Source organism: Pseudomonas salomonii (genome assembly GCF_900107155.1).
Taxonomy (GTDB): domain Bacteria; phylum Pseudomonadota; class Gammaproteobacteria; order Pseudomonadales; family Pseudomonadaceae; genus Aquipseudomonas; species Aquipseudomonas salomonii.
Map to the genome: position 1 here is coordinate 87,682 of NZ_FNOX01000007.1, position 20,636 is coordinate 108,317.

Sequence of the window (20,636 nt, forward strand, 5' to 3'; positions counted from 1 at the left end):
CTTGCCTGCGATAGCGGTAGGCCAGCCAGCCAATTTGGCACCTGACACACCGCCATCGCAGGCAAGCCAGCTCCCACATTGACCGAGTACATGCTTCAGTCTGGCTGCATGGCTTGAAATTGCGTGTGCACTTCAGGCTCCTGCCGAATCATCCGCTTCATCTTCGCCTCAAACGCCCACGTCAGGCTGACGGCCGCACACGCCAGCCCAAGCGCCAACCCCCACCACACGCCCGTTGGCCCCCAGCCCAGCGTGAACGCCATCAACCACGCCGACGGCGCGCCGATCAGCCAGTAACACCCGAGCCCGACCAGGAAGGTGGTCTTGGCGTCCTTCAGCCCGCGAATACAGCCCATGGCAATGGTCTGCACGCCGTCGAACAATTCAAACCAGGCTGCCACGGCCAACAGGCTGACCGCCAGCACGATGACGTCATGGAAAGCTGGGTCGTTATGGTCCAGAAACAGCCCGATAAGCGCATCGGAAAACAGCCACAGCACCACGGCAAACCCCAACATCACCAATGCGCCAAAACCGATCCCGACCCGCCCGGCCATGCGAGCCTGCAGCAATTTCCCGGCGCCGTAATGCTGGCCGATGCGCATGGTGATCGCGTAGGACATCCCCGCCGGCACCATGAACGCCACCGAAACGATTTGCAGGGCAATCTGATGCGCTGCCAATTGCGTACTGCCCATGGTGCCCATGCACAGCGCCGCGAAGGCGAACAAGCCGACCTCCACCGCGTAGGTGCCGCCAATCGGCAGGCCCAGGCGCCACAGCTCACGCAGATACTGCGTGTTAAGGCGCAACAGGCCCGTGCCGAGCGGGTAGGCCGCATAAGCGCGGTTGCTGCGGATGTACCACATCAACGCCAGGGCCATGCAGTTGGCGACGATCGCTGTGACCAGGCCGATGCCCATCAAGCCGAGCTTCGGCAGACCGAACATGCCCTCGATCAGCGCATGGTTGAGCAGGTAGTTAATGACGGTGCCGCCCAGGCTGATCACCATCACCGGTGTCGCCTTGCCGATGGCGCTGGTAAAGCCGCGCAACGCCATGAAGCTCAGGTAGCCGGGCAGGGCGAACGGCAGGATGGTCAAGAATTGCCCCGCCGCCTGCACGTTGGTTTCGGTCTGGCCAAACATCAGCAGCACCGGCTTGAGGTTCCACAGCAGCAAACCGGCCACCAACGCCATCAGCCAGGCGAGCCAGAGCCCGGCCTGGGTCAGGCGCGTGGCGCCTTCGATGTCACCGGCACCCTGGCGGATGGCGACCAGCGTGCCGACGGCGGCAATCACGCCGATACAGAAAATCGCCACAAACGAATAACTCGCCGCGCCCAGGCCTCCACCGGCCAGGGCTTCGGGGCTCAGGCGGGCCATCATCAGGGTGTCGGTCAGCACCATCAGCATGTGCGCCAACTGTGAGGCAATCAACGGCCCTGACAGCCGCAGAATGGCCCAGAGTTCAGTACGCACCGGATGTTGCATGATCATCACGCTCAAAAAGTCAGAGGTTGGGGAAAGGGTTGATTCTCGGCGCTCCTGGCGCATTACACAAAAGGATAAAAGCGATCACTCGCATGATTAAAACTCATGCTAGGGTGGGGTATTGCTCTGAGGAGGTTCTTTCATGCCACGTCGTCTGCCTCCGCTGTATGCCTTGCGCGCCTTTGAAGCCGCGTCCCGGCACAACTCATTCACCCGTGCGGCGGATGAGCTTTCCATTACGCAAAGTGCGGTCAGCCGGCATATCCGCACGCTCGAAGAACACTTCGCCTGCCGCCTGTTCCAGCGCAGTGGCCGCAACCTGCAGCTCACCGAAGCGGCGCGTCTGCTGTTGCCCGGCGTGCGCGAAGGTTTCGCGGCGCTGGAGCGCGCCTGCCACACCCTGAACGCCGAAGACGATATCCTGCGCATGAAGGCGCCGCCGACCCTGACCATGCGCTGGTTGCTGGCGCGGCTCAGCCGTTTCCGCGCCTTGCAGCCGGGCAATGAGGTGCAACTGACCAGCGCATGGATGAGCGTGGATGAAGTGGACTTCAACCAGGAACCCTTCGACTGCGCTGTATTGCTGAGCTACGGGCACTTCCCGGCGGATTGGGAGGCCTGTTACCTGTTCCCCGAATTACTGATCCCTGTGGGCGCGCCTAACCTGCTCAATGACGGCCCCTGGGATATCCCGCGCCTGGCAAGCGCTGAGCTCCTGCACCCCACGCCCGACCGCCGTGACTGGCGCAATTGGCTGGAGCGCATGGGTTTGTCGTCTCAGGTGTCGCTCAAGGGCGGGCAGGTGTTCGATACCCTGGAGTTGGGCATGATCGCCGCCGCGCGGGGTTACGGCGTGTCCATGGGCGATTTGCTGATGGTGGCCGAAGAAGTGGCCCAGGGCCGCTTGAGCCTGCCGTGGCCGACGGCGGTGGCCAGTGGGGAAAATTACTACCTGGTGTGGCCGAAAACCCGCCCCGGTGGGGAGCGCTTGCGGCGATTGGCGGAGTTTCTTCAAGGCGAAGTCAACGCCATGGAATTGCCCCAGGTTGAACGCCTTGCCTAGCCCTTCGATGCAATCGTTTGCGCGATACCCCTGTGTATCGCTCAAGTATTGCCCGCGCTTGCCGAAGAAGGTGTGTTGGAACCCCCGTTTCCAGCGTTTCCCACCCGATAATTTGCCGAGCTGCGCTAAGAGATCAGGATGATCCTGGCCCCGGCCAGGAGCTGTCATGTCTCAACCTCGCGCTCGGATCGCCTCCCAGTTAGGCCTTGCCCTGGCCGTCATTTTGGCGGTCGTCATCAGCGGCAGTACGGTATTTGCCCTGCGTTCCCTCGACTCGGCCAACCTCGACACCCGCGAGGAACACCTGGCCAGCGAGGCCCGCTTGCTGGCCGACCAACTCAACACCTTCCACAGCACCTTGCGCGAGAGCACTCAGCGATTGAGCGGGCTGTTTGAAAAGCGCTTTGGCGCCGGCTTGAGCGTGCGCCCGGACCAACAGGTTGCGGTGGCCGGTGTGCAGACTCCAAGCCTGCTCCTGGGCGATGAGGTGTTGAACAACAACTTCGCAGAGGTGGACGAGTTCAAGCAGATGTCCGGCGGGGTGGCCACGGTGTTTGTGCGCAGTGGCGAAGACTTCATCCGCATCAGCACCTCACTGACCAAACAAGACGGCAATCGCGCTATCGGGACTGTGCTGGATCACCAGCATCCGGCCTACCAGCGCCTTTTGGCCGGGCAGAATTACATTGGGCGGGCGGTGTTGTTTGAGCGTGCCTACATGACCCAGTACAGCCCCGTGCGCGATGCCGCCGGCAAGGTGATCGCCGTGTTGTTTATCGGCTTTGATTACACCGACGAGCAAAAGGCCCAGTTCGACAACCTCAAACGCTTCCGTATCGGCCACACCGGCTCGCTCGCCTTGTTGGACGAGCAGAAGCACTGGCTGGTGCCGCCGGCGGGTGTGCAGGCGCTGGATCAGGCGGTCCCGGTGATGCTTGATCTGGCCAGGAACCCAGGCAAAGGCCGCTTCTGGAGCGACAAGAACGAAGATTTCTACAGCGTTGCGGTGCCGTTCGACGGCGGGCCGTGGTCGGTGGTGGCGAGTATGCCGAAGTCCGAAATACGTGCAGTCACTTGGGCGGTGGGTATTCGCCTGGTGATCGGCAGCGTGCTGGCGATGTTGCTGGCAGTAGGCGCGGCGGTGTGGTTGCTGCGCAGCAAATTGCAGCCTCTGAGCGACTTGGTACGCCAGGCCGAAGCCTTGGGCGCCGGCGATTTGAGCGCGCGCTTGAATGTGTCCAGCCATGACGAAATCGGCCAGTTGGCGAGCAGCTTCAACCAGATGGGTGAGGCGCTGTCGACCATGGTCTCGCACATCCGTAAAGCGGCCGAAGAGGTCAACAGCCGGGCTCAGGCGTTGTCCGGCCTGTCGGGTGGGGCCTATGAGGGCATGGAGCAGCAGTCCGGCGAAATCACCAGCATGGCCGGCGCAGTAGAAGAGTTCAGCGCCACCTCGCTGAACATCGCCGACAACATGGGTAATACCGAGCGACTGGCCCAGGAAAACGCCCAGCAGACGCGTATTGGCCGCACCTCGATGCAAGAGGCGTCGTCGTCGCTGGAGCATATCGCCACCGCCCTCAACAGCACGGCCACGGTGATCAACACCTTGGGCCAGCGCTCCCAGGAAATTGGCGGGATCGTCGGCGTGATCACCTCGATTGCCGAGCAAACCAACCTGCTGGCGCTCAACGCCGCCATCGAGGCGGCGCGGGCCGGTGAACAAGGCCGGGGCTTTGCGGTGGTTGCCGACGAAGTGCGCAACCTGGCCTCGCGCACGCGCCAGGCCACCGACGAAATCTCGGTGATGATCCAAAGCATCCAGCAGGAAACCGGCAACGCCATCAGCACCATGGAACACGGCAACGCGTTGATGCAGGAAGGCCTGTCGCGCAACGCCGACGTCGCTTCGGCCCTGGCGCGCATCGACGAGCAAAGCCGTTCGGCAGGCCAGCAATTTGCTGCCATTACCACTGCGACCCAGGAGCAGAGCAGCACGGCCAACGTGCTGAGCAGCAACTTGCAAAGCATCGCATTGGCTAACAGCGAACAGCGCGAAGTGGTGTCGAACCTGGCCATTACCGCCAAGGAACTGGAAACCCTGGCGGCAGGCCTGCGGCAGGAGGTCGACCGTTTTCGTTAAGGCTTAACGCTCGCCCAAGCCTGGGTCCACGCGCTTGCCGATATCCTTGAGGCGCGCCAGTTGGTCGACCATCCCCGGTGCCTCGTCCATGCTGGTGACGAAGGTCCACAGACAGGTCAGGACCGCGTGTGCTGTGTTTCCCCGCATAGGCTTAATTCATTGCGGCGGGCCGGTACTGCAAGGCTTCCTGCAAATGATGCCGGGCGATATTTTCCACCCGCTCAAGGTCCGCCAGGGTGCGCGCCACCTTGAGCAAACGGTGGGCCGCGCGCAGTGACAGCGTCAGCCGCTCGCAGGCGCTTTCCAGCCAGCTTTCATCGGCCTTTGCCAGTTGGCAGTGCTTGCGCAGGCCTGGCAGGTCCAGGAAAGCATTGGCGCAGCCTTGGCGTTTTTGCTGGCGCTCACGGGCCTCGGCGACTGCCGCAGAGGCTGTTGCGGTATTGTCGCCATCCTGTGGGAGCGGGTTCAGCGCGGTGGCTTCCCGGGCAACGGTGAGGTGCAAGTCGATCCGGTCCAACAATGGCCCGGAGAGTTTGTTGCGGTAGCGCTGGATTTGCTCCGGCGTACACCGACAGCGCCCGCTGGGTTCGCCCAGGTAGCCGCAAGGGCAGGGGTTCATGGCGGCCACCAATTGAAACCGTGCCGGGAAACTCACCCGGTCACGGGCGCGGGAGATCACGATGTGCCCGGATTCGAGCGGCTCGCGCAGCACTTCCAGCACCTTGCGATCAAACTCCGGCAGCTCATCCAGAAACAGCACGCCATGATGGGCCAGGGTGATTTCCCCCGGCTGCGGTTTTGACCCGCCGCCTACCAGCGCCGGCCCCGACGCCGAATGATGCGGCTGACGGAATGGGCGGTGCGGCCAATGGCTCAATGGCGCCAGGCTGACCATTGACTGAATGGCCGCCACTTCCAGGGCTTCCTGCTCACTCAAGGGCGGCAGCAAGCCAGGCAGGCGGCTGGCGAGCAAGGTCTTGCCGGTACCGGGTGGCCCGCTTAACAGCAGGTTGTGCGCGCCGGCCGCCGCGATCAGCAGTGCACGCTTGGCGGCCAATTGGCCTTGCACCTCACTCAAGTCCGGGTAGGGCTTGTTCAAGTACAGCAAGCCATCGGATTTATACGGCTCAATCGGCACAACCCCATTCAGGTGCGCCACCACTTGCAGCAAGTGGTCTACCGCAATCACCTTCAACCCCGACGCCAGGCACGCCTCCTCGGCATTCGCCCGCGGCACTATCACGGTGCGCCCGGCCTTGCGCGCGGCCAGTGCGGCCGGCAGCACACCCTTGACCGCCCGCACCTCGCCCGACAGCGCCAATTCCCCCAGGCATTCCACGTCATCGAGCAACAATGCCGGCACCTGCACGCTGGCGGCCAGGATGCCCAAGGCAATCGCCAAATCAAAACGCCCGCCATCCTTGGGCAGGTCGGCGGGCGCGAGGTTGAGGGTGATACGACGAGCCGGGTATTGCAGGGCGCAGTTGAGGATGGCGCTGCGCACGCGGTCCTTGCTTTCCTTGACGGCGGTTTCCGGCAGGCCCACCAAGGTCAGCGAGGGAAGACCATTGGCCATATGCACTTCGACGGTAACGGCGGGGGCTTCTACGCCAATTTGGGCACGGCTGTGGACGATGGCGAGGGACATGCTCGTTCCTTGAGTGGGAGGCCGCTTCCTGCGGGTTTTTCAAGGGTAGACGAGGTGAGATGCTTTCGAGGGCGGGAGGTTTTACTGAACGTATCCAAAGAGCGATGCAAAACAGCTGTGGGAGCGGGCTTGCTCGCGAATGCGGTGGGTCAGCCAACATCCAGGTGTCTGACAGATTGCATTCGCGAGCAAGCCCGCTCCCACATTTTGACCGAGTTGTGACCGTTATTCGGCAGCGGGTGCCAACCGCGCTTCCAGCTCCGCTACCTTCGCTTCCAGACTCTCCAGCCGCGCACGGGTGCGGGCCAGTACGACCATCTGGCTGTCAAATTCTTCCCGGCTCACCAGGTCGAGCTTGCTGAAGCCGCTTTGCAGCAGGGCCTTGAACTGGCTTTCAATTTCGTTGCGGGGCAGCGGGGTTTCGCCGCTGAACAGGCGAGAGGCGTGGCCGCTCAGGGCGTCGAGGAGGTCTTTGGGCGCGAGCATGGGAAATATTCCGGAAAACTGTTGGCCGGCAGTGTATCACGCAGCGTCTATAGTCTTTTTTACGGCCGCGGGCGCACGCTTTTCGCGCAGAGGGCCGGGCGGTGGCGCACTGTTTTTGTGCGCATTGGTGTCGCGCAAACGCCCTGCGGGTGGGCATAAGTGGGCAAAGGACTGATTTCAGTGATTTTTACGGAGCTGGCAAGGTTTCTGCTTAGACGATCATGACCCATGCACTGATGCAGTCGCTGTGACGAATGCAGTGCGCCGACGGATCAGGGGTACAGGTTTCGTCACCAGTGGTTCGCTGGCGTCGCGACGGCAAATGCCGAGGCGACGACGCGTTACAAAGCCAGGCACTGCGCTTAGACTTGAGACGGGTTTGTTTTCCTGGGGCAAGTCCACCAATTCGGGAGAGAGTTTTCATGAAGCTAGTCACTGCCATCATCAAGCCGTTCAAGTTGGACGATGTTCGCGAGTCACTGTCCGAGATCGGCGTGCAGGGCATTACCGTTACTGAGGTCAAAGGCTTCGGTCGGCAGAAGGGTCACACCGAGCTGTATCGCGGCGCGGAATACGTGGTCGATTTCCTGCCAAAGGTGAAGATTGATGTCGCCATTGACGACAAGGATCTTGACCGGGTTATCGAGGCGATAACCAAGGCGGCCAACACCGGCAAGATCGGTGACGGCAAGATCTTTGTGGTCAATCTGGAACAGGCTATTCGCATCCGTACCGGCGAAACCGATACCGACGCAATCTAAGCCGCCAAACCCCCAACGCCCCAGGAGAAAACAATATGACTCTGCGTAAATTCGCAGGGCTAGGAGCCCTGTTGTCCCTCGTAATGCCAGCCCTGGCATTGGCGGCGGACCCAGCCCCTGCTCCAGTCCTCAATTCCGGCGACACGGCATGGATGCTCACATCCACCGCGCTGGTACTGTTCATGACCATTCCGGGCCTGGCGCTGTTCTACGGCGGCATGGTGCGCTCCAAAAACATTCTTTCCGTGATGATGCAGTGCTTTGCCATCACCGGGTTGATCACCATCCTGTGGTTCGTTTACGGCTACAGCATGGCGTTCGACACCACCGGTATGGAAGCAGGCGTCGTCAACCTCAACTCGTTCGTGGGCGGCCTGTCCAAACTGTTCCTGTCGGGTGTAACACCGGCGAGCATCACCGGCCCTGCGGCGCTGTTCCCTGAGGCGGTGTTCGTCACCTTCCAGATGACCTTTGCCATCATTACCCCTGCGCTGATCGTCGGTGCATTCGCCGAGCGTATGAAGTTCTCTGCGATGCTGATCTTCATGGGCGTCTGGTTCACTCTGGTCTACGCGCCGATTGCCCACATGGTGTGGGGCGGTCCGGGTTCGTTGCTGGGCGACTGGGGCGTGCTGGACTTTGCAGGCGGCACCGTGGTGCACATCAACGCCGGTGTGGCCGGCCTGGTGGCGTGCCTGGTACTCGGCAAGCGTAAAGGCTTCCCGACCACCCCAATGGCGCCTCACAACCTGGGTTATACCCTGGTCGGTGCAGCCATGCTGTGGGTTGGCTGGTTCGGCTTCAACGCAGGCTCTGCTGCTGCTGCCAACGGCACTGCCGGCATGGCGATGCTGGTGACTCAAATTGCTACCGCTGCCGCCGCACTGGGCTGGATGTTCGCCGAGTGGGTCACCCACGGTAAGCCAAGCGCACTGGGCATTGCCTCGGGCGTCGTAGCCGGTCTGGTTGCAATCACCCCGGCTGCCGGCACCGTAGGCCCGATGGGCGCCCTGGTCATCGGCCTGGCGGCAGGCGTGGTGTGCTTCTTCTGCGCCACTACCCTGAAACGCAAACTGGGCTACGACGACTCCCTGGACGCCTTCGGCGTGCACGGTATCGGCGGTATCCTCGGCGCGATCCTCACTGGCGTGTTCGCAGCGCCATCGCTGGGCGGCTTCAATGCGGCCACCACTGACATCGCGGCGCAAGTCTGGATCCAGTGCAAAGGCGTGGGTTTCACCGTGATCTACACGGCCATCGTGACCTTCATCATTCTCAAAGTGCTGGACATGGTGATGGGCCTGCGGGTGACCGAAGAAGAAGAGGCGGTGGGCCTCGACCTGGCGCAACACAACGAACGCGGCTACAACTTGTAAGTACGCGAAAAAAAGATGCCCGGCTTGCCGGGCATTTTTTTGTCTGGGGTTTGTCTGTGGCTAAAGGCGGATGGGTTTTTTGCCGAGTTTGTGATGGGATCCACACGGCACTTTTAAGGGTGCGAAAGTCTTACGTGCATGTAGGCGTATTCGACACTTTGTTTTTTCCCAGACCGCGCTAGAATGCGCGCCGATGGGCGGAGAACTGTATGTGGCAACAGACCCTGATTACCCTGCGGGCCAAGCCCCGGGGCTTTCACCTGGTAACGGATGAGTTGCTTGCCGGCGTGCCTGAGTTAAAGGCTTGCCGAGTAGGCCTGTTGCATCTGTGGCTGCAGCACACCTCGGCCTCGTTGACCATCAACGAGAATGCCGACCCGGCGGTTCGCCGTGACTTCGAGCGTTTTTTCAACTCGCTGGTGCCGCAAGGGCGTGCAGGGTTCGAACATAACGACGAAGGTCCGGATGATCTGCCGGCGCACTTCAAGGCCAGTCTGCTGGGCTGCCAGTTGAGTTTGCCGGTCAAGGCCGGCCGCTTGGCGATAGGGACTTGGCAAGGTGTTTATCTGGGCGAGCACCGAGATCATGGCGGTGCTCGTAAAGTCCTCGCCACGTTGCACGGTGATGGGGCATAAGCCACTGGAAACCCGGTGGATATTGATTTTTTTCCGGCGACCTCGACAGAGGGTGAAGCTGGGCTATAACTAATCTGCTTTTCGCAAGTCATGAGGTAGAACATGAGCGACGATGATCTGGAAAACGACGACCTTGAAGTAGGTGACGACGACGAGGCCGAAGAGGGCCTTGAAGCGGCAGCTGAAGACGTTGCTGACGACGACGGTGGCGATGATGCACCCGCCCCGGTGGCCAAAGGCAAAGCCAAGGCCGCTGTCTCGGTAGACGAACTGCCGAGCGTTGAAGCCAAGAACAAAGAGCGCGATGCGCTGGCCCGTGCGATGGAAGAATTCCTCGCTAAAGGCGGCAAAGTGCAGGAAGTCGAGGCCAACGTGGTGGCAGACCCACCGAAGAAGCCGGATAACAAGTACGGCAGCCGACCTATCTGAGGTCAGCAGCTGCTTGTGAGAAAAAGCCCGCCGTCGCTGCGGGCTTTTTCATGCCTGAAACAAATTCTTAAAATTCATTGCCTAGCCCTGTGGGAGCTGGCTTGCCTGCGATAGCGGTCTTTCAGCTAGCCCTGTGTTGTCTGACCCACCGCTATCGCAGGCAAGCCAGCTCCCACATTGGATCCTCAGTGTGACTGCCAGCTGCGCAGCAGCTCCGGCAATTCCGTCAGGCTGCGAATCTCGGCATCCGGCAGCTTATCCGCTTCCCACGCCTTGCCCGTCGGGTTGAACCACACCGCGCGAAGCCCGGCCTGCTGCGCCCCGGCGATGTCATCGCCAGGATGATCGCCAATATGCACGGCTTGACTTGCATCCACGCCACCGCGTTGCAAGGCTTCCTGAAACAGTCGCGCATCCGGCTTGGCGATGCCGATATCCTCGGCGCGCAGGGCAAAGTGGAAGTAATCCGCCAGGCCTACGCGTTGCACGTCGGCATTGCCGTTGGTGATCACGCCCAGCAGGAAGTGCTGGCGCAGCGCCTGCAGCATGGGCTCCGCTTCCGGGAACGGCGTGAGCTGGTGACGGGCGTGAATAAACGCTTCGTAGCACACGTCCGCCATCTGCGTAGCTTCAGGCTGTGGGTAACCCGCCTCTTCAAACGCGTGCGTCAGGACCTTGTGACGCAGGACGCTGATGCGATATTTAAGCTCTGGATGGCGCTCCAACACCTGTTGGCGAAGGCTGGCGAAATGCTCCAGGGGCAAGTCGCCAACCTTGGAGGCGTTAACCGCCAGCCATTCGCGCATCGACGCCTCGGCGTTGATGATGACGGGTACGTTGTCCCAGAGCGTGTCGTCCAGGTCGAAGGTGATCAGCTTGATACTCATGAGTCGCCGCCCTTGATGCGTTTGGCCCGTGGATGGGCGCTGTCGTACACCGTCGCCAGGTGCTGGAAGTCGAGGTGGGTATAGATCTGCGTGGTCTTGATATCGGAGTGGCCGAGCAGCTCCTGCACGGCGCGCAGGTCCTGGGACGACTCCAGCATATGGCTGGCAAAGGAGTGGCGCAGCATATGCGGGTGCAGGTTTTGCCCCAGTTCGCGCTCGCCGGCCGCCTTGACCCGCACCTGAATCGCCCGTGGCCCCAGGCGTCGGCCTTGCTGGCTGACAAACACCGCGTCGTCGGCCGGGTTGGTCAACAGGCGCAGCGGCAACCACAGCTGCAAGGCTTCGCGGGCCTTCCTGCCCACCGGCAACACGCGGGTCTTGCTGCCCTTGCCGAGCACTTGCACCAGGCCGTCCGCCAGGTCCAACTGATCCAGGTTCAGGCCGGTCAGCTCCGACAGGCGCAGGCCCGAGGAGTAGAACAGCTCCAGAATCGCCTGGTCACGATGGGCCAGGAAGTCGTCCTCAACAGCGCCGTCCAGCAATTGCAGGGCACGGTCGGTGTCGAGGGTTTTGGGCAGGCGCCGTTCGCCCTTGGGCGGCGACAGGCCGTTGGCTGGGTCGTGGTCGCACAGGCCTTCGCGGTTAAGGTAATGATAGAGGCCGCGTACCGCCGAGAGCAGGCGTGACAGGCTGCGCGAAGATTGGCCCGCCTGGTGCAACCGCGCGATCAGGCTGCGCAGGCTTTGGATATCCAGCGCCTTCCAACTGCTGATCTGTTGTTTTTCGCAGTACGCCAGGACCTTGTTCAAGTCCCGTCGATAGGCTTCCAGGGTGTGGGGCGACACCTGGCGCTCGTTGCGCAGGTGAGCGCAATAAGCGTCCAGTTGCCGTTCCATGGCTAGCGCACCGCGCGCAGGGTAGTGGTGTGGCGCGGCAAGACGCGGCCCAGCACTTCGGCGATGTAGGTCAAGAACAGCGTGCCCACCGAGCTTTTGTAGTGCGCAGGGTCACGGCTGGCAATTGCCAGCACGCCATGCAAGCCTTGATGGCTGAGGGCGACTACGGCGGTGGAGCCGATCTGCTTGCGCTGTTCGGCGCCAAACAGGAAATCCAGCTCGTGTTCACGCAAGGTGCCGCTGATGGTCTTGCCTTCCGAGAGCAGGCCGCCGATTGCGGTTTGCGCGTCGCTGCCGCTGACCCAGCGGCCCACCGGCATCGGGTTGTCGCTGAACAAAATCAGGCTGACAAACGGCACCTGGAAGTCCTGGCGCAGGCTGTCGTCCACGGCGATGACCGTTTCTTCCAGGCTGTTGGCGTCCATCAGGGTCAGGATCAGGCGGCGGGTCTTGTCGAACAGGCGGTCGTTGTCGCGGGCCACATCCATCAGGTGTGAAAGCCGATGGCGCATCTCGATATTGCGCTCGCGCAGGATCTTCATCTGCCGCTCCACCAGCGACACGGTATCGCCACGCTGGTGGGGGATGCGCAGGGCGGGCAGCAGTTCTTCGTGTTCGACGAAGAAGTCCGGATTAGCCTCAAGGTACGCCGCGACAGCAGCGGCCTCCAGACTTTCGCTTGGGGTTGCTTGGGCGGGTACTTGAGGCTTATCGGTCATTAGCTTGGCTCACTCATAGACGGACCTGTCCTTCGTATACACGCGAGGCCGGCCCGGTCATCATCACCGGGTGGCCAGGGCCTGCCCACTCGATGGACAGACGTCCACCAGGCAGGTCGATCAGCAGCGGCGAATCCATCCACCCCTGGCTGATCGCGGCGACGGCTGCGGCGCAAGCACCGGTGCCGCACGCCTGGGTTTCGCCAGCGCCGCGTTCCCACACACGCAGCTGCGCGCGGGTACGGTCGATCACTTGCAAAAAGCCCACATTGACCCGTGCCGGAAAGCGCGGGTGATGCTCGATCTTCGGCCCCAGCTCATGCACCGGGGCGTTATTGATGTCGTTGACCCGCAGCACGGCATGGGGGTTGCCCATGGAGACGGCTGCGATGTCGACGGCTTTGCCTTCTACGTCCAGCACGTAACTGGCGGCCTGCTCAGTGGTCTGAAACGGAATATCCGCCGGCACCAGGCGCGGCGCGCCCATGTTGACGCTGATCTGGCCGTCGCTGCGAATATCCAGCTCGATCACGCCGCTCTTGGTTTCGACGCGAATCTGGCGCTTGGCGGTCAGGCGCTTGTCCAGCACAAAGCGCGCAAAGCAGCGCGCGCCGTTGCCGCATTGTTCCACTTCGGAACCGTCGGAGTTGAAGATCCGGTAACGGAAATCCACCTCCGGGTTGCTCGGCGCCTCAACGATCAGCAACTGGTCGAAACCGATGCCGGTGTGACGGTCGCCCCACTGTTTGGCGTGCTTGGGCAGGATGTGCGCGTGCTGGCTGACCAGGTCAAGGACCATGAAATCATTACCCAGCCCGTGCATCTTGGTAAAACGCAGCAGCATGGCTTACTCCGGCAGCAGGCTTTCGCCAGCATACAACTCGGCTACCGTCTCGCGGCGACGCACTTCAAACGCTTGATCACCGTCCACCAGCACCTCGGCGGCACGGCCGCGGGTGTTGTAGTTGGAACTCATGACAAACCCGTAGGCACCGGCCGAATGCACGGCCAGCAGGTCGCCTTCCTCAAGCGCAAGCTGACGATCCTTGGCCAGGAAGTCGCCGGTCTCGCAGATCGGGCCGACGATGTCGTAGGCACGGCCTTCACCCTCGCGCGGGGTTACGGCAGTGACGTCCATCCACGCCTGGTACAGCGCCGGGCGGATCAGGTCGTTCATCGCCGCATCAACGATGGCGAAATCCTTGTGTTCGGTGTGCTTGAGGTATTCGACCTGGGTCAGCAGCACGCTGGCGTTGGCAACGATATAACGGCCCGGCTCGAACATCAGGGTGAGGCCACGGCCTTCGGTGCGCTCGCGCACAGCCTTGATGTAATCGGCGATCAGCGGCGGTTCTTCATCGCGATAACGCACACCCACGCCGCCGCCAAGGTCGATGTGTTGCAGATAGATGCCGCACTCGCCAAGGCGTTCGGTCAGTGCCAACAGGCGGTCGAGCGCATCGAGGAACGGCGGCAGGGTGGTCAGTTGCGAGCCGATATGGCAGTCGACACCCAGCACTTCCAGGTTCGGCAGCTGTGCGGCACGGATGTACACGTCCTCGGCGTCGGCAATGGCGATGCCGAACTTGTTCTCTTTGAGACCGGTGGAGATATACGGGTGCGTGCCGGCATCGACGTCCGGGTTGACGCGCAGGGAGATCGGCGCGCGAACGCCCATCTCGGCGGCGACCACTTGCAGGCGCTCCAGCTCGTCGGTGGATTCGACGTTGAAGCAATGCACGCCCACTTCGAGGGCGCGACGCATGTCTTCGCGGCTCTTGCCGACGCCGGAGAAGACGATTTTGTCGGCCTGGCCGCCGGCAGCCAGAACACGTTCCAGCTCGCCACGGGAAACGATGTCAAAACCAGCGCCGAGACGCGCCAGGACATTCAGTACACCCAGGTTGGAGTTGGCCTTGACCGCGTAGCACACCCTGTGTGGAACGCCTTGCAGTGGGTCGGTGAACGAGCGGTATTGGGCTTCGATGTGCGCACGCGAGTACACATAGGTCGGGGTGCCGAACTGCTCGGCAATCGCGGACAGCGCCACGCCTTCCGCGAACAGCTCGCCGTCCCGGTAGTTAAAAGCGTCCATGATGTTCCCTTAGTAAGTGTCGTGCTTATGCGCTTTTGCAGCTTTTTGCGACGACTGTGCCTGGTCGTTCGGGTCTTTGCTGTCATCGGGCAGGTACAGCGGGCCTTTTTGACCACAGGCACTAACGAGGCAAGCGACCGCGACGAGCGCAGCAAGGGAAGAGATCAGGCGCTTCATGGCGAAATCCTTGAATATGCATTAATTGCGCCCGAGTATACCGACCACCCGCCAGCTTGCCTATGCGCCGTAATACCCGTCCGGCGGGGGTTTGCCGAGCATGCCGCGATTCGGCCTACGCTAAATGAGGATATTTCACGCGGCTGCGGGTAATGAAATCGGTATCCTTTGCAATCATCATGGCGCGTCCGTATCGTGCGCCGCTTGAGCGTGACCAGACACTTTTCGAGGTTCCCACAATGAGTTTGACCGAAGCCCGTTTTCACGACCTGGTGGATTCGACCCAGCAGGCGCTGGAAGATATTTTCGACGACAGCGGCCTGGATGTGGACCTGGAAAACTCGGCTGGCGTGCTGACCGTCAAGTTTGAAAACGGCACCCAACTGATCTTCAGCCGTCAGGAGCCGCTGCGTCAGCTTTGGCTGGCGGCGCGTTCGGGTGGTATTCACTTTGAATACGACGAAGAGAGCGGCAAGTGGCAATGTGACAAAAGTGAAGAGTTGTTGGGCGAAATGCTTGAACGCCTGGTTTGGGAACAGGCCGGCGAAAAGCTGGACTTCGACGAGATCTGATCGTGACCCAGCCTGCACCTGTACGTCCGCCCAAGCCGCTGTTCAGCAATGTCAGCCCGGCAGTGCCGTCACCTTGTATCAGTTTGTGTCGCCTGGACGAGCAAAAAGTCTGCCTCGGCTGCTACCGGCACGTGGAAGACATCCGTGAATGGCGCTCCGCCGACGATGCCCGGCGCCGCGTGATTTGCGCCGAGGCCGAACAGCGCAGGGCGCGCGCCTGAGGCCGTCTTGTTTATTTGTGACGCTGTGGTAGTGTCCGGATACGCCTCAACTCATCGAGGCCCGTGAGAACCCCGCCTTTTCCTGGCGGGGTTTTGCTTTTTTGTGCAGAAAAAAGGAGTCTGCCTGAATCATGACCGCACCTTCCATCATTCTTACCCGTCTTGACGTGCAGCGTCTTGAGCAACTGATCGACCGCATGGACGAGACTCAACCGGGTGTTGTCGCGCTGCAAGCCGAGCTCGACCGTGCCGAAGAAGTGGTTGGCCACGATGAAGTGCCTGCAAGTGTCGTGACCATGAACTCCAGCGTATATTGCCGTGAGCAAGGCAGCGGCAAGGACTACCACCTGACCCTGGTTTACCCCAAGGATGCCAACGCCGACGAAGGTAAAATTTCGATCCTGGCACCGGTAGGCAGCGCCTTGCTTGGCCTGCAAGTGGGCCAGCACATCGACTGGCCGGCGCCGGGCGGCAAGACGCTGAAGCTTGAACTGCTCAGCGTTGAAGGCCAGCCCAAGGATGGCGGCGCCTTCCCTCTCTAAATCTGGCTCAGCGCCGCATTCAGCGACAATTCCAGCTCGGCCTTGTAACGCAGATACAAGTTGCTCGGGCTTTGCACATCACCGAGCAGGCCGGACAGGTCCAGGTCGGTGATGTAGCAGCGGTAACGCTCGGTCTCCCGGCGCTGCCCGACGATTTCCTGGGCCACTATGGCAAACAGTTGGTCGCCGAACTCCAACTCGGAAAACTCCCGTTGATTGCAGTACAGCGTGATGCCGACCTGGCCGGGTGCGGCTTTGCCGATAATCGCTTGCACGTCATAAAACGGCTTGTTGGTCGGGTTCTGCGGCGCCGGTCGAGGCTCAATGCCGCGCGCGCGTTGATTGCCAGACGGCAACAGTTGGTAATACAAAATCTGCACTTCACCCAGCGGCTGTTGTGCGTCCAGCGGCGCCAGCGCTTCGCGGCGATAGATGATCGTTTGCAGGAAGCGCTGCAGTGGCGCCAGCAGGCTTTGCTCATCATGAAACGGCAAGCGTTGCTGCCACAGCGCGTTGAACTCATCCAGCACATACAGCTGGGCGAAGCCTTCATTGACCCGGTAGAACACCTGCACACAATCAGCCAGGCCCATGGGCAGCAGCAGGGCCAATTCGTGGTCTTCCAGGGCCATGGCGTCCAGGTGCAACGGGCTGTAGCTGGCCAACTCTTCGCTGAGGTAGGCGATCAGCGCATCCTGGTTGGGTAGGGGCACGTGAGTGGCCTGGCCCGGCGTCAGTTCCATCACGTGATAGTGCTGCTGCACCTGCAGCAGGTAGCGATGATTGGACTGGCCAAGCAGCAGGTTCTGCACGGTATCGAAGATTTCTTCCACGCGCTGAGCAATGAACTGCGCACGGTTGTGGCAGAAGCAGCGCACCCGCAGGCGTGGCAGGTGGTTCGGCGGCAGCTGATTGAGGTAGTCGCGCAGGCAGTCGAGCAGTGCGTGAGGGCCGTCGTAGCGGCTGACCAATACCTCGTTCCAACTGTTGAGCGTGACCTGATCCAGCGTCAGCACCAGGTTGTCGCGCACACCGGCGTAGCTCAGGGAATCAGTGCGCTCGGTGGTCATCAGGATATTCAAGTCGCGGTGATGCTTGAGCGGGTCGACGCCGACGTTGACCAGCAACAGCACCTCTTCCGGTACCGCCGAGCGCAGCAGGCGGTCTTCATCGACGCTGGCCAGGGGCAGGGCGATCGTCTGTTGCAGGCAGCCCAGCAGGTTGAACAGCTCGAATTCGGTCATGTCGCTGACGCCTGGGTGCAAGGCCAGGCGTGTGCTGCTGTCGATCACACCGTTGCGATGGCACCAGGTGAGCATTTCCAGCAGATCGCGGCTGCGCTTGATCGGCGCGAAGTGCTCCCATTCCAGCGCCGTGAGGTTGCCGTTGTACAAGCCCCAGTGGTGCTGACCGGGTTCTTTGCGGTTGGGCGATTGCACCAGGGTCAGGGTGTCTTCGGCCAAGTCCGGGGCGATGCCGGGGTTGATGAACTCGACCTTGCCGGCCTTGCGCTCAAACGCGGCATACAGGCGCCGACCCAGTACATTGAGGTCGCGCTTGTTGATCAGGCTGACGGTCTGCTCGGTGCGGGCGAACTGGGTGAGAAAGCGGTAGCTGTAATTGAGTTCGCTGACCAGTGCGCGGCGCTCTGAGGCGACCTGGCGCACTTTCCACTGGCTGCGGCTGTCAAGCAAGGCCAGCTGGCGCTGGTCCCAACCCCATTCATGGGCCAGGCGTTCCAACAATAGCCGCTGCCAGCTGGTGCTGCGCTGGCCGGCGCTGAGCTTGCGATTGACCTTCAAGTACAGCGCACGGCGCACCAGCTCCAGGCGTTCGGGTTCATTGCGCGCCTTGAGGTATTCCTCGATACGGCGGTAGACCACGATATAGGGGTCCAGCTCATCCAGGTCCATCTGATTGGCAAACACCGCACGTTTGAAGCGCAGGCTCAAGCAGTGCACGTTGGGGTGCTCGCTGGCGTACACCTCGGTCAGCAGCAGCTTGAGCACCGATTTGTAAGGCGACTCGATGCCCTTGAACAGTTGCCACAACCCCGCGCCGATAAATTCGCCCGGCGGGATGTGCGCCAGGTGGCCGAGGTCCAGGGTTTCATCGGCGCGGATAAAACGTTTGGAGATCAGCGCGTGGGTGAATTCGGCGTAGCGGGTTTCTTCATAGACCGGTACCAGCCACCAGATTGGCGTGCGTCCGGCGAGCCAGATGGCGGTGCGGTAGAACTCATCCAGCAACAGGTAATGCTGAGTCGTACCGCAGTCGTCGGAGCTCAGTTGGGTGTCGCGCTCGCCTGAAACAAAGCGCGTCGGCTCGATCAGGAAGAAATGCGCCTCGGCGCCCATGGTCAGCGCCCAGGCTTCCAGCAACTGGCACTTTTTGCGCAGCTCGGCGAGTTCGCTCTCGCCAAGGTCCGCAGCGTGGCAGACCCACACGTCCATGTCGCTCTGGTCCGCCTGGGCCAAGGTGCCGAGGCTGCCCATCAGGAACAGACCATGGATCGGCTGCGGCGGGTTGCCATGGCGCGGCTTGTAGGAGAACGAGCGGGTCAGGCGCTGGGCTTCGGTGAGGGCCTGGGCGTCGGGTTCGAAGTTTGACAGGCCCGCTGGCGTGCTGCCCGAGACATAGCCGGGCAACAGCGGGTGGTTGACGTGAAAAAACAACGGCAGCACGGTCAGCACGCTCTGTTGGCGTGGCGTCAGCCCTTCGACGGCCCGGGCCATGCGGCCTGCATTGAGGGCCATAAAGCGCGCGCGCAGCTGGGCCAGCACCTTGCGGTCGATGCCTTCGTCCAGGTCGGGGCGGATTTCATGGGTGCGGGTCATGTCTGAGTCGTTGGCTCGCAGAGCCCGACGTGGGCGGCCGTGTAGGAGTTTACAGCCAGAAGCGTAGGAGGTTTAGATGATATGTGGCTTTTTGACGTCAGAATTTTATGCCGCCCACAGCAACGCCCTCAGAGTCCGCAGCAGACGGACTCCATGGGCGAAAGTAAGGTGTCAGGCAGCTTCTTTGGTGGTAGCGGTAGTCAAGATGGTCAGCAGGGTTTGCGCTTGTTCTGCGGCGTCCCGGCCAAGGCTGGTCAGGTAGCCCCCGTCCGGCTGGTCGATAAGGCCTTTGGCATGCAGGCGTTTGGCAGCGGCGATGGCAGTAGACGCGGCGGTCTGGTGGACTTTCAGACCTTCCTTGGTGCTGTCCAGATTGAAGAGTGCAAGGATTTCCAGTTCGGCAACCAACTCAGGGGTATACGACATAAGGACTCCAGACTTTCTAAGAATTTATTAGAGGCTAGCAGGCCATAAGGTGAACGCACTTTGTCGAACTGTCCAGTGTGTTGCCGCTTGTTGGATTTATTGCTTTTCGGGCGGCAATTCCGGCAGAGCACGCAGTGCAGTTTCATACCATTCGGTATTGAAGGCTCGGTCCTCTTCCAGCAGGGCGTCGATCTCCACTGCAAGCACGTGGGCCATCAGTTGCAGGATCTCTTCACGTTCGTAGCCCACCAGGGTCAGCTTGTTGAAGGTGGCCTTGGCCGCTGGCGGGGTTTCGCTTTCGATCTGGTTCTCGATGGCTTCGATCAGGGTGGTTTCGGCGAATTCTTCTTCGTCGTTGTCGATATCGGTTGGCTCGCTCATGGCAGGCTCCTCAAGGAAAGGGCGCCAGTCTACCGCCATTCAGGCAACTGATGCTGCTGGTCAAGCGGGCTGCAGGGATCTATAACGCTTGCAGCCAACCCCACGCCCGGCATGGAGGCATTCGCAATGCTCAAGCTTTACGGATTTTCGGTCAGCAACTACTACAACATGGTCAAACTGGCGTTACTGGAGAAAGGCCTGCCATTCGAAGAAGTGCCGTTTTACGCAGGCCAAACCCCTGAAGCCCTGGCCGTCAGCCCGCGCGGCAAGGTGCCGGTGCTGGGGGTCAAACAAGGCTTTATCAACGAAACCAGCGTGATCCTCGAGTACATCGAGCAAACCCAGGAGGGCCCGTCGTTGCTGCCCGCCGACCCGTATCAGCGCGCCGAGGTGCTGGCGTTGTGCCGGGAGATCGAGCTGTACATCGAGTTGCCCGCCCGCGCGTGTTTTGCCGAGGCGTTCTTTGGTATGCCGGTGCCGGACGCGATCAAGGAAAAAACCAAGACTGAGTTGCTGCTGGGGGTTGCTTCTTTGGGCCGGCACGGCAAGTTCGCGCCCTATGTGGCGGGTGAGCGTTTCACGATTGCCGATCTGTATTTCATGTACAGCGTGAACCTCGCCTGCGCGGTGGGCGAGAAGCTGTTTGGTGTGGATTTGCTGGCGGATTTGCCGAAGGCCAAGGCGTTGCTCGAGCGCCTGCATGAGATGCCCAACGCCAAGAAGGTGGCGGCGGACAGGGAGGCGGCGATGCCGTCGTTTATGGCGATGATTGCGGCCAAGAAGTAGTCGCCCACGGCCCAATCAAATGTGGGAGCGGGCTTGCTCGCGAAAGCGGTAGATCAGTCGACA

At 61.4% G+C, this 20,636-nt stretch carries 22 protein-coding genes and 1 pseudogene; 10 read left to right on the top strand and 13 right to left on the bottom strand.

What is annotated here, in order from left to right:
- Positions 1–95: 95 nt before the first annotated feature.
- A complete protein-coding gene (locus tag BLV67_RS16875) occupies positions 96–1,499 on the bottom strand; it encodes a NorM family multidrug efflux MATE transporter (protein WP_065931888.1) in 1,404 nt (467 codons plus the stop codon).
- 136 nt (positions 1,500–1,635) lie between these two features.
- On the opposite strand from BLV67_RS16875, the gene BLV67_RS16880 reads away from it, so the two are divergent.
- Both BLV67_RS16880 and BLV67_RS16885 read left to right on the top strand, forming a co-directional pair.
- Positions 1,636–2,556 carry a LysR substrate-binding domain-containing protein gene (locus BLV67_RS16880; RefSeq protein ID WP_065931887.1) on the top strand — a complete coding sequence of 307 codons (921 nt, stop codon included), beginning with the start codon at positions 1,636–1,638 and terminating at the stop codon, positions 2,554–2,556.
- A gap of 166 nt (positions 2,557–2,722) precedes the next feature.
- Complete coding sequence (locus BLV67_RS16885; RefSeq protein ID WP_069787124.1) at positions 2,723–4,699, top strand: methyl-accepting chemotaxis protein; 1,977 nt, start codon at positions 2,723–2,725, stop codon at positions 4,697–4,699.
- Between the two features lie 3 nt (positions 4,700–4,702).
- Here the strand turns inward: BLV67_RS16885 and BLV67_RS32965 are convergent.
- The 3 genes and pseudogenes from BLV67_RS32965 to BLV67_RS16895 all read right to left on the bottom strand — a co-directional run.
- A pseudogene (locus BLV67_RS32965) lies at positions 4,703–4,825 on the bottom strand (ABC transporter six-transmembrane domain-containing protein); the annotation flags it as partial.
- Between the two features lie 25 nt (positions 4,826–4,850).
- Positions 4,851–6,347: a YifB family Mg chelatase-like AAA ATPase gene (locus tag BLV67_RS16890; RefSeq protein ID WP_069787123.1), complete on the bottom strand. Its 1,497-nt coding sequence runs from the start codon at positions 6,345–6,347 to the stop codon at positions 4,851–4,853.
- Between the two features lie 225 nt (positions 6,348–6,572).
- Positions 6,573–6,833 carry an accessory factor UbiK family protein gene (locus tag BLV67_RS16895; RefSeq protein WP_065931884.1) on the bottom strand — a complete coding sequence of 87 codons (261 nt, stop codon included), beginning with the start codon at positions 6,831–6,833 and terminating at the stop codon, positions 6,573–6,575.
- Positions 6,834–7,255: 422 nt separating this feature from the next.
- Between BLV67_RS16895 and glnK the strand changes: the two genes are divergently transcribed.
- From glnK to sutA, 4 genes are all read left to right on the top strand, one after another.
- A complete protein-coding gene (glnK, locus tag BLV67_RS16900; RefSeq protein WP_002555808.1) occupies positions 7,256–7,594 on the top strand; it encodes a P-II family nitrogen regulator in 339 nt (112 codons plus the stop codon).
- 35 nt (positions 7,595–7,629) lie between these two features.
- A complete protein-coding gene (locus BLV67_RS16905; protein WP_056860809.1) occupies positions 7,630–8,970 on the top strand; it encodes an ammonium transporter in 1,341 nt (446 codons plus the stop codon).
- A gap of 209 nt (positions 8,971–9,179) precedes the next feature.
- Positions 9,180–9,605, top strand: coding sequence for a secondary thiamine-phosphate synthase enzyme YjbQ (locus BLV67_RS16910; protein WP_017135898.1), 426 nt, complete (start codon positions 9,180–9,182; stop codon positions 9,603–9,605).
- Positions 9,606–9,707: 102 nt separating this feature from the next.
- Positions 9,708–10,034, top strand: a complete 327-nt coding sequence (gene sutA / locus BLV67_RS16915) for a transcriptional regulator SutA (RefSeq protein WP_056860807.1) — start codon at positions 9,708–9,710, stop codon at positions 10,032–10,034.
- A gap of 185 nt (positions 10,035–10,219) precedes the next feature.
- Here sutA and BLV67_RS16920 read toward each other — a convergent pair whose 3' ends face one another.
- From BLV67_RS16920 to lptM, 6 genes are read right to left on the bottom strand one after another with little or no spacing between them, the layout of a single operon-like run.
- Positions 10,220–10,921 (bottom strand): HAD family hydrolase, encoded by a 702-nt coding sequence (locus tag BLV67_RS16920; RefSeq protein ID WP_069787122.1) that lies wholly within the window; start codon positions 10,919–10,921, stop codon positions 10,220–10,222.
- A complete protein-coding gene (gene xerC, locus BLV67_RS16925; RefSeq protein WP_010207453.1) occupies positions 10,918–11,817 on the bottom strand; it encodes a tyrosine recombinase XerC in 900 nt (299 codons plus the stop codon). The genes BLV67_RS16920 and xerC overlap by 4 nt, the downstream gene beginning before the upstream one ends.
- 2 nt (positions 11,818–11,819) lie before the next feature.
- On the bottom strand, positions 11,820–12,536 hold the full coding sequence (locus BLV67_RS16930) for a DUF484 family protein (RefSeq protein WP_069787121.1): 717 nt from the start codon (positions 12,534–12,536) through the stop codon (positions 11,820–11,822).
- Positions 12,537–12,549: 13 nt separating this feature from the next.
- Positions 12,550–13,380, bottom strand: a complete 831-nt coding sequence (gene dapF / locus BLV67_RS16935; protein ID WP_069787120.1) for a diaminopimelate epimerase — start codon at positions 13,378–13,380, stop codon at positions 12,550–12,552.
- A 3-nt stretch (positions 13,381–13,383) separates the two neighbouring features.
- Positions 13,384–14,631: a diaminopimelate decarboxylase gene (lysA, locus tag BLV67_RS16940; protein ID WP_065931881.1), complete on the bottom strand. Its 1,248-nt coding sequence runs from the start codon at positions 14,629–14,631 to the stop codon at positions 13,384–13,386.
- A 9-nt stretch (positions 14,632–14,640) separates the two neighbouring features.
- Positions 14,641–14,808 (bottom strand): LPS translocon maturation chaperone LptM, encoded by a 168-nt coding sequence (gene lptM, locus BLV67_RS16945; RefSeq protein ID WP_017134995.1) that lies wholly within the window; start codon positions 14,806–14,808, stop codon positions 14,641–14,643.
- 239 nt (positions 14,809–15,047) lie between these two features.
- Between lptM and cyaY the strand changes: the two genes are divergently transcribed.
- The 3 genes from cyaY (at position 15,048) to rnk (ending at position 16,143) form a co-directional block, all read left to right on the top strand.
- Positions 15,048–15,380 carry an iron donor protein CyaY gene (cyaY, locus tag BLV67_RS16950; RefSeq protein ID WP_065931935.1) on the top strand — a complete coding sequence of 111 codons (333 nt, stop codon included), beginning with the start codon at positions 15,048–15,050 and terminating at the stop codon, positions 15,378–15,380.
- A 2-nt stretch (positions 15,381–15,382) separates the two neighbouring features.
- Positions 15,383–15,601 (top strand): DUF1289 domain-containing protein, encoded by a 219-nt coding sequence (locus tag BLV67_RS16955; RefSeq protein ID WP_056860802.1) that lies wholly within the window; start codon positions 15,383–15,385, stop codon positions 15,599–15,601.
- 131 nt (positions 15,602–15,732) lie between these two features.
- Positions 15,733–16,143: a nucleoside diphosphate kinase regulator gene (rnk, locus tag BLV67_RS16960; RefSeq protein ID WP_069787119.1), complete on the top strand. Its 411-nt coding sequence runs from the start codon at positions 15,733–15,735 to the stop codon at positions 16,141–16,143.
- Here rnk and BLV67_RS16965 read toward each other — a convergent pair.
- The 3 genes from BLV67_RS16965 to BLV67_RS16975 all read right to left on the bottom strand — a co-directional run bounded on the left by BLV67_RS16965 (position 16,140) and on the right by BLV67_RS16975 (position 19,787).
- Complete coding sequence (locus tag BLV67_RS16965) at positions 16,140–18,980, bottom strand: class I adenylate cyclase (protein WP_065931879.1); 2,841 nt, start codon at positions 18,978–18,980, stop codon at positions 16,140–16,142. The two genes, rnk and BLV67_RS16965, sit on opposite strands and share 4 nt — an antisense overlap.
- A 171-nt stretch (positions 18,981–19,151) precedes the next feature.
- Positions 19,152–19,406, bottom strand: a complete 255-nt coding sequence (locus BLV67_RS16970) for a TIGR02647 family protein (RefSeq protein WP_065931878.1) — start codon at positions 19,404–19,406, stop codon at positions 19,152–19,154.
- 96 nt (positions 19,407–19,502) lie between these two features.
- Positions 19,503–19,787: a hypothetical protein gene (locus BLV67_RS16975; protein ID WP_056860799.1), complete on the bottom strand. Its 285-nt coding sequence runs from the start codon at positions 19,785–19,787 to the stop codon at positions 19,503–19,505.
- Between the two features lie 126 nt (positions 19,788–19,913).
- Between BLV67_RS16975 and BLV67_RS16980 the strand changes: the two genes are divergently transcribed.
- Positions 19,914–20,573, top strand: a complete 660-nt coding sequence (locus BLV67_RS16980; protein ID WP_069787118.1) for a glutathione S-transferase family protein — start codon at positions 19,914–19,916, stop codon at positions 20,571–20,573.
- The last annotated feature ends 63 nt before the right edge of the window (positions 20,574–20,636 follow it).

Coding starts and splice junctions, on each gene's coding strand:
- BLV67_RS16875 (WP_065931888.1), bottom strand. CDS start 1,499: ATGATCATGCAACATCCGGTGCGTACTGAACTCTGGGCCATTCTGCGG.
- BLV67_RS16880 (WP_065931887.1), top strand. CDS start 1,636: ATGCCACGTCGTCTGCCTCCGCTGTATGCCTTGCGCGCCTTTGAAGCC.
- BLV67_RS16885 (WP_069787124.1), top strand. CDS start 2,723: ATGTCTCAACCTCGCGCTCGGATCGCCTCCCAGTTAGGCCTTGCCCTG.
- BLV67_RS16890 (WP_069787123.1), bottom strand. CDS start 6,347: ATGTCCCTCGCCATCGTCCACAGCCGTGCCCAAATTGGCGTAGAAGCC.
- BLV67_RS16895 (WP_065931884.1), bottom strand. CDS start 6,833: ATGCTCGCGCCCAAAGACCTCCTCGACGCCCTGAGCGGCCACGCCTCT.
- glnK (WP_002555808.1), top strand. CDS start 7,256: ATGAAGCTAGTCACTGCCATCATCAAGCCGTTCAAGTTGGACGATGTT.
- BLV67_RS16905 (WP_056860809.1), top strand. CDS start 7,630: ATGACTCTGCGTAAATTCGCAGGGCTAGGAGCCCTGTTGTCCCTCGTA.
- BLV67_RS16910 (WP_017135898.1), top strand. CDS start 9,180: ATGTGGCAACAGACCCTGATTACCCTGCGGGCCAAGCCCCGGGGCTTT.
- sutA (WP_056860807.1), top strand. CDS start 9,708: ATGAGCGACGATGATCTGGAAAACGACGACCTTGAAGTAGGTGACGAC.
- BLV67_RS16920 (WP_069787122.1), bottom strand. CDS start 10,921: ATGAGTATCAAGCTGATCACCTTCGACCTGGACGACACGCTCTGGGAC.
- xerC (WP_010207453.1), bottom strand. CDS start 11,817: ATGGAACGGCAACTGGACGCTTATTGCGCTCACCTGCGCAACGAGCGC.
- BLV67_RS16930 (WP_069787121.1), bottom strand. CDS start 12,536: ATGACCGATAAGCCTCAAGTACCCGCCCAAGCAACCCCAAGCGAAAGT.
- dapF (WP_069787120.1), bottom strand. CDS start 13,380: ATGCTGCTGCGTTTTACCAAGATGCACGGGCTGGGTAATGATTTCATG.
- lysA (WP_065931881.1), bottom strand. CDS start 14,631: ATGGACGCTTTTAACTACCGGGACGGCGAGCTGTTCGCGGAAGGCGTG.
- lptM (WP_017134995.1), bottom strand. CDS start 14,808: ATGAAGCGCCTGATCTCTTCCCTTGCTGCGCTCGTCGCGGTCGCTTGC.
- cyaY (WP_065931935.1), top strand. CDS start 15,048: ATGAGTTTGACCGAAGCCCGTTTTCACGACCTGGTGGATTCGACCCAG.
- rnk (WP_069787119.1), top strand. CDS start 15,733: ATGACCGCACCTTCCATCATTCTTACCCGTCTTGACGTGCAGCGTCTT.
- BLV67_RS16965 (WP_065931879.1), bottom strand. CDS start 18,980: ATGACCCGCACCCATGAAATCCGCCCCGACCTGGACGAAGGCATCGAC.
- BLV67_RS16970 (WP_065931878.1), bottom strand. CDS start 19,406: ATGTCGTATACCCCTGAGTTGGTTGCCGAACTGGAAATCCTTGCACTC.
- BLV67_RS16975 (WP_056860799.1), bottom strand. CDS start 19,787: ATGAGCGAGCCAACCGATATCGACAACGACGAAGAAGAATTCGCCGAA.
- BLV67_RS16980 (WP_069787118.1), top strand. CDS start 19,914: ATGCTCAAGCTTTACGGATTTTCGGTCAGCAACTACTACAACATGGTC.